Raw genomic sequence first — 6,221 nt, 5'->3', positions numbered from 1 at the left:
GCTCGGCCCGTTCTGTGCGGCGCTGGCCGAGTTGTGCGGCAAGGACATGGTGCTGCCGATGAACAGCGGTGCCGAAGCCGTCGAGAGCGGCATCAAGGTGGCCCGCAAGTGGGGTACCGACGTGAAGGGCGTACCCGCAGGGCAGTCCAACATCATCGTGGCGCACAACAACTTTCATGGCCGCACCACGACGATCATCAGCTTCTCCGACGACGAGAGCGCCCGCCGTGGGTTCGGCCCATACACGCCGGGCTTCCGAGCGGTGCCATTCGGTGACGTCGACTCGTTGATCGACGCCGTCGACGAGAACACCGTCGCCGTGCTGCTCGAACCCATTCAGGGCGAGGCTGGCATCATCGTGCCGCCCGCCGACTACCTCCCCCGGGTCCGGGAGCTGTGCACCGAGCGCAACGTGCTGATGATCGCCGACGAGATTCAGGCGGGCTTGGCCCGTACCGGGCGTACGTTCGCCTGCGACCACTGGGGCGTCGTACCCGACATGTATCTGCTCGGCAAGGCGCTCGGTGGCGGTGTGGTTCCGCTGTCCGCGGTGGTCGCCAACCGTGACGTGCTCGGCGTGCTGCATCCCGGCGAGCATGGCTCGACGTTCGGCGGCAACCCGCTCGCGGCGGCAATCGGCACCACCGTCGTCGCGATGCTGCAGCGCGGTGAATTCCAAGCCCGCTCAGCTGAACTCGGCGACCGACTGCATGACAGACTGCGGGGCCTGATCGGCCACGGCGTGCTCGCGGTTCGCGGCCTCGGATTGTGGGCCGGAGTGGACATCGATCCGCGACTCGGCACGGGAAAGCAGGTCAGCTTGCGCTTGGCCGCGCGTGGTGTTCTCGTTAAGGACACCCACGGTTCCACCTTGCGCTTCGCGCCGCCGCTGGTCATCACCGAGAAGGAGATCGACTGGGCCGTCGACCAGTTCGCCGCAGTACTGGCCGAAGCCCTCGCCCAAACCGTTAAGGCCTGAACCCCCGAGCAGGAGGCACCATGACATCACCGACGGTGACATTCACCCAACAGATGCTGCGGCGGCGCCCGATCATCGGGGCACCCGTCGCTCATGGCGCCTCCGAGGGGCTCAAACGCACGATCGGCGTCTTCCAGCTGACGATGTTCGGCGTCGGCGCCACCGTCGGCACGGGCATCTTCTTCGTGCTCTCCACGGCGGTCCCCCAGGCAGGCCCCGCCGTGATCATCTCGTTCCTGCTGGCGGGTCTCGCGGCGGGATTGGCGGCCATCTGCTACGCCGAAATGGCCTCCGCGGTGCCCGTTTCCGGGTCCACCTATTCGTACGCCTACACCACGCTCGGCGAGTTGATCGCCATGGGGGTGGCAGCCTGCCTCCTGTTGGAGTACGGCGTATCGACCGCGGCCGTCGCCGTGGGGTGGAGTCAGTACCTGAACAAGCTGCTGGAGAACATCTTCGGCGTCACCCTGCCCCAGGCGATCACCGCCGCGCCGTGGGATGACAGCCCGGGCATCGTCAACCTCCCGGCGATCCTCCTGATCATCATGTGCATGGCGCTCCTGATCCGCGGCGCATCGGAATCCGCCAAGGCCAACACCATCATGGTGATCATCAAGCTCGGTGTGCTGAGCATGTTCATCGTGATCGCGTTCACCGCCTTCCAAACCGACCGGTTCGCCAACTTCGCCCCGCTGGGCACCGCAGTGATCGGGCTGGCCGCGGGCACCATCTTCTTCTCCTACATCGGACTCGACGCCGTCTCGACCGCTGGCGACGAGGTGAAGGATCCGCAGAAGACAATGCCGCGTGCCATCATCGCGGCCCTGTTGATCGTCACCAGTGTCTACGTGTTGGTGGCGTTAGCCGCGCTCGGTGCCCAGGATTGGCAGTTGTTCGAAGGACAGGAGGCCGGGTTGGCTCAGATCCTCGACGCCGTCACGAACGTCACCTGGTGGAGCACCGTTCTCGCTGCCGGAGCGGTGATCTCGATCTTCTCGGTCACCCTGGTGACGATGTACGGCCAGACCCGCATCCTGTTTGCGATGGGCCGCGACGGTCTGCTTCCCTCGTTGTTCGCCAAGGTCAACCCGAAGTCGATGACGCCGGTCAACAACACCATCATCGTGGCGATCGTGGTCAGCATCCTTGCCGGGTTCATCCCGCTCGACAAGCTCGCCGACATGGTTTCGATCGGTACCCTCACCGCGTTCATCGTGGTGTCGATCGGCGTGATCATCCTGCGGGTCCGCGAACCGGATCTGCCGCGCGGCTTCAAGGTACCGCTGTACTTCATGATTCGCGGCGAGACTCGCAACGTCCACATCCCGATCGTGCCGGTGCTGTCGGTGGTTGCGTGCGGCTACATCCTGTACAGCCTGCACTGGTACACCTGGATCGCATTCGGCGCGTGGGTTGCGGTCGTGATTGTGTTCTACCTCGTCTGGGGTCGGCACCACAGCGCACTGAACGACGGCGGCGACGGCCTCATCGCGACGGCCGCAGCGGGTATCGATGACGTCGAAATCGTCACGCCGCCAAAGGACGTCAAGTGACGGCAGACCGAGAAGCGAAGGGGGCCCACGGATGACGGTCGTCGTCGGCTATCTCGTCGGAAAGGCCGGACTCTCCGCGCTGAACCTCGGCGTCGAGGCCGCCCGGACGCTGAAGACGTCGCTGTCGATCGTCACCGTCGTTCCCAAGCCGTGGACCACTCCGTCGCCCGCCCGCATCGACGCCGAATATGCCCAGTATGCAGACCGATTGGCGGCCGACTCCGCTGATCAGGCCCGCGAGTGCATCGCAGCACTCGACGGCCAGCTCGACGTCAGCTTCCACAAGTACGCCCACCGTTCGGCATCGGGCGGGCTGATCGATGCCGTCAACGAACTGGGCGCCGAGGCATTGGTACTGGGCTCCGCGTCCGACGGCAGCCTGGGCCAGGTGGTCGTCGGTTCGACCGCCGACCGCTTGCTGCACTCGTCGCCCGTTCCGCTGGCGATCAGCCCCCGTGGCTACCGCGGTTCGAAGACCCACGGCCTGACCAGGCTGACGTGTGCCTACCCCGGCACCCCGGAGTCGCTCCACGTGGTGGGCCGGGTGGCGACGCTGGCCGAACAACTCGGCGTACCGATGCGGGTCATCACGTTCGCCGTCCGGGGCCGCACGATGTATCCGCCGGAGGTGGGTCTGCACGCCGAGGATTCGCTGCTGCAGTCCTGGGCCACGCAAGCGCGGGAGGCGTTGGCCAAGTTGAAGTCCGATGGCGTGGTGAGCAACGACGTCCAACTTCAGGTCGTCACGGGCAATGGATGGGATCAGGCGCTGGACGCCGCGGAATGGCTCGACGGTGAACTGCTGGCCATCGGCACCTCACCGCAGGGCGCGATCGCGCGGGTGTTCCTCGGGTCCAAGGGCGCCAAGATCGTGCGGCACAGCCCCGTTCCCGTGTTGGTGCTCCCGAACTAGTACTTCATCGTCCCGCGATCGACGGCGATCTGGGATCCGGAGATCGTCGCGGACCCGTCGCCGGCGAGCCAGGCGACGACGTCGGAGACCTCTTCGGCAGTCATGAAGTCCTGAAGACCCTTCTTGCCCTGATGATCGACCGCCCGGTACGGCATGGGCGAGAAGCTGTGGATGTAGGTCGGGTACTTCCCGAAGATCTCCATCATCGCGTCGGGTTCGACCATGGGGGTGTCGATAGAGTACGGGTGGATGGAGTTGACGCGAATCCCGAACTCCCCCACCTCGAGTGCGAGCGAGTTGGTGATGGCGACCAGTCCGTGTTTCGAGGCGGCGTAATGGCTGTTGCCGGGGGTGGCCTTCAGACCCGCCGACGAGCTCACGATGATGATCGAGCCGCCGTTGCCCGCCTCGATCATGGCGGGCACCGCGGCCCGGATGGTGCGCCAGGTTCCGTTGAGGTTGACGTCGATGACGCTGTCCCACTGCTCTTCTGACATCTCGAACATCCGGCCCCAGCTGAGCACACCGGCATTGGCCACGACGACGTCGAGTCTGCCGAACTGTTCGATGGCGTCGGCCACCACCTGTCGTTGCGCCGCGAGGTCGCGGATGTCGACCTCACGGGCCAGGATCTTGCGCCCCGCGGCCTCGACCAGACGAACGGTCTCCGCGAGCTCGTCGGACGTGGCGGAGGGATAGGTGATGGTGTCGGAGACGGGGCCGCAGATGTCGATGGCGACGACGTCGGCACCCTCGGTGGCCAAGCGGACGGCATGCGCCCGGCCCTGACCGCGTGCAGCTCCGGTGACGTACGCCACCTTTCCCTCCAGTGAGCCTGCCATCGCCCGTCCTTTCGTCGACTCCCGTTCACGCGCGAGCGTGCGTGAAGGTACGTTCCCGCGCGTCGCGGGCGGACGCGCACGAGGAGAAGGCTAGCAGCCGAACTGTAACGTGTTCTAGAAAGGTCGCCCGGGGGCGACTACAGCTCGGCGATGATCTGCCGTCGCTTGGCGTGGTACTCGTCTTCGGTGATGGTGCCCATGGCCCGCAACGTCTCGAGTTCCTGCAACCGCTGCGCAGTCGACACTGCGGGCGCTGCGGGTTTCTCCGGCGGCGTGAAGGGCATCGCCGGATCGACGGGAGCGGGCGACCGGTGCACGGCCGGGGGCACTTGCTGGGCGGCGGCGCGGTGAACGATGCTCATCACCTGCTGACGGACCACGGGATTGGAGCGGATGTCGATCTGGCCGTTCATCGGCACGCCGTTGGCCTTGAGGATCTGCATGATCTCCATCAATGGACCCGCCTGCCCGCTGAGGTCGTACGATCGGTCGCCGTCCTCGGCGATGGTGAAGACCGCTGGCATCATGCCGCCCACCAAAGCGCTTCTGTTCCAGTCGATCTGATACTGCCCAGTGGCGGGGTCGACCAACACCACCAACTTGCGGTTGGTGATGAGGGGAAGCCTGGTCACCGACGCGATCACCCTGTCCTGGACGTCGAAGGGCGTGAGGCCGGGCCCTTCGATGCGCATGTTGAGCTTGACCAGCGGCTGGTCGTTGATGCGGGTACCCGTCTCACCGATGCCGGTCACGTGGGCCAGCGCCAGCACGCCTGCCGACTCCAGCATCTGCGTCCTGGCGGCGGTCTTGGCACCGTAATTCGCAAGGGCGAGGGCGATCAGCACGTCGAGGACGGTGACGAACAGGCCGACGTAGAACATCCACTTGACGAGGTCGGGCTCGCCGATCGCGAAGTAGACGATCAGGAAGATCGGGCCGACGAGACCGCCGCACAGCAGCACCATCAGCTGCGCCTTGACGTACCGCACCAGCATGGACCACGCTCCTCGTCGGTCGGACGGGTTCGCAGGTCAGACTAGCGTCTCCGGGGTCGCGTGCACCTCGTCTGCCGGTATCTCGGCGGCGTCATCCTCGTTCGCTGGGATGGTCACGGCGAGTTCGGTGTCGGGTGAAGTCAGATCGGGGATCTCCACGATGATGAACGAGAAGTTGTCCGCCGCCCCATTCGCGCGGGTGGTTTCGATGATCTCGGCCGAGCAGTCCCCGAGGTCGGACTGCCGCACCGCGGCCTCCAGTTCTTCCGGTGTCATCACCCCGCTGACCCCATCCGAACACATGAGGTACGTCCCAGGCTTCAGCGGCAGCACCTTCACGTGCGGGTCGACGGGCACCGCCTGACCGAGCGACTGGGTGATGATGTTCGTCGGCCTGCCGCGGGCGTCGAAGACGGAGTCGTCGATCGAGATCTGTTCCAGCAGGCCACCGGTGATCGAGAAGACTTGGCTGTCACCGACGTTGAACACGATGATCCCGGCCGCGGCGATGCAGACGCCGGCGATCGTGGTGCCGAGCCCCTGCAGATCGGTCTCGACGCCGATCGCCCTGACCTGTTCGTTGGTCTCGATCAGGGTGGCCGTCACGTCCTCGTCGGTGCGCCAGGTCGACGACCGGTCGGCGACGACATTCAGCGCGACCCGGCTGGCGAGGTTGCCGCCGGCGTGGCCACCCATACCGTCGGCGACCGCGCACACGAAGGGCATGGTCGCCGCGAATTCCATTGTCACCAGTGCTCCGTCGCGCGCCTGAGTTTGCCATCCCGCGACCAGCACGCAGTCCTCGTTGCGCTTGCGCACCAGGCCGACGTCGCTGAATGCGCGCACCTTGATCACGGACAAGCCGCACCATCCTTCCGAATCCCCGGCTCAGCACGCTCATCGTGCCAGACCGCGGGGCCCCAGGCGTTCACATTGCCG

The 6,221-nt window shown here is 65.8% G+C and carries 6 protein-coding genes; 3 read left to right on the top strand and 3 right to left on the bottom strand.

Translation table 11 applies throughout. The features are described 5' to 3' along the window. The 3 genes from ABW137_RS17140 to ABW137_RS17130 all read left to right on the top strand — a co-directional run. Positions 1-979 (top strand): aspartate aminotransferase family protein (locus tag ABW137_RS17140; protein ID WP_526402073.1); only part of this gene is annotated, 979 nt, incomplete at its 5' end. A 20-nt stretch (positions 980-999) separates the two neighbouring features. Continuing rightward, complete coding sequence (locus ABW137_RS17135) at positions 1,000-2,532, top strand: amino acid permease (RefSeq protein WP_526402071.1); 1,533 nt, start codon at positions 1,000-1,002, stop codon at positions 2,530-2,532. A gap of 31 nt (positions 2,533-2,563) precedes the next feature. Further along, a complete protein-coding gene (locus ABW137_RS17130; protein ID WP_526402069.1) occupies positions 2,564-3,445 on the top strand; it encodes a universal stress protein in 882 nt (293 codons plus the stop codon). Here the strand turns inward: ABW137_RS17130 and ABW137_RS17125 are convergent. The 3 genes from ABW137_RS17125 to ABW137_RS17115 all read right to left on the bottom strand — a co-directional run bounded on the left by ABW137_RS17125 (position 3,442) and on the right by ABW137_RS17115 (position 6,137). Beyond that, positions 3,442-4,287: a mycofactocin-coupled SDR family oxidoreductase gene (locus ABW137_RS17125; RefSeq protein ID WP_526402067.1), complete on the bottom strand. Its 846-nt coding sequence runs from the start codon at positions 4,285-4,287 to the stop codon at positions 3,442-3,444. The genes ABW137_RS17130 and ABW137_RS17125 overlap by 4 nt on opposite strands. Before the next feature lie 137 nt (positions 4,288-4,424). Continuing rightward, positions 4,425-5,282: an SHOCT domain-containing protein gene (locus tag ABW137_RS17120; protein WP_526402065.1), complete on the bottom strand. Its 858-nt coding sequence runs from the start codon at positions 5,280-5,282 to the stop codon at positions 4,425-4,427. Between the two features lie 36 nt (positions 5,283-5,318). Next, on the bottom strand, positions 5,319-6,137 hold the full coding sequence (locus ABW137_RS17115; RefSeq protein ID WP_526402074.1) for a PP2C family protein-serine/threonine phosphatase: 819 nt from the start codon (positions 6,135-6,137) through the stop codon (positions 5,319-5,321). Between the last annotated feature and the right edge of the window lie 84 nt (positions 6,138-6,221).

The sequence above is a fragment of the Mycobacterium sp. genome (assembly GCF_040509115.1).
Taxonomy (GTDB): domain Bacteria; phylum Actinomycetota; class Actinomycetes; order Mycobacteriales; family Mycobacteriaceae; genus Mycobacterium.
This window is presented reverse-complemented; position numbering and strand designations above follow the sequence as displayed.

What these genes read in the sequence shown, in the direction of transcription:
- ABW137_RS17135 (WP_526402071.1), top strand. Translation starts at nt 1,000, where the DNA reads ATGACATCACCGACGGTGACATTCACCCAACAGATGCTGCGGCGGCGC.
- ABW137_RS17130 (WP_526402069.1), top strand. Translation starts at nt 2,564, where the DNA reads ATGACGGTCGTCGTCGGCTATCTCGTCGGAAAGGCCGGACTCTCCGCG.
- ABW137_RS17125 (WP_526402067.1), bottom strand. Translation starts at nt 4,287, where the DNA reads ATGGCAGGCTCACTGGAGGGAAAGGTGGCGTACGTCACCGGAGCTGCA.
- ABW137_RS17120 (WP_526402065.1), bottom strand. Translation starts at nt 5,282, where the DNA reads ATGCTGGTGCGGTACGTCAAGGCGCAGCTGATGGTGCTGCTGTGCGGC.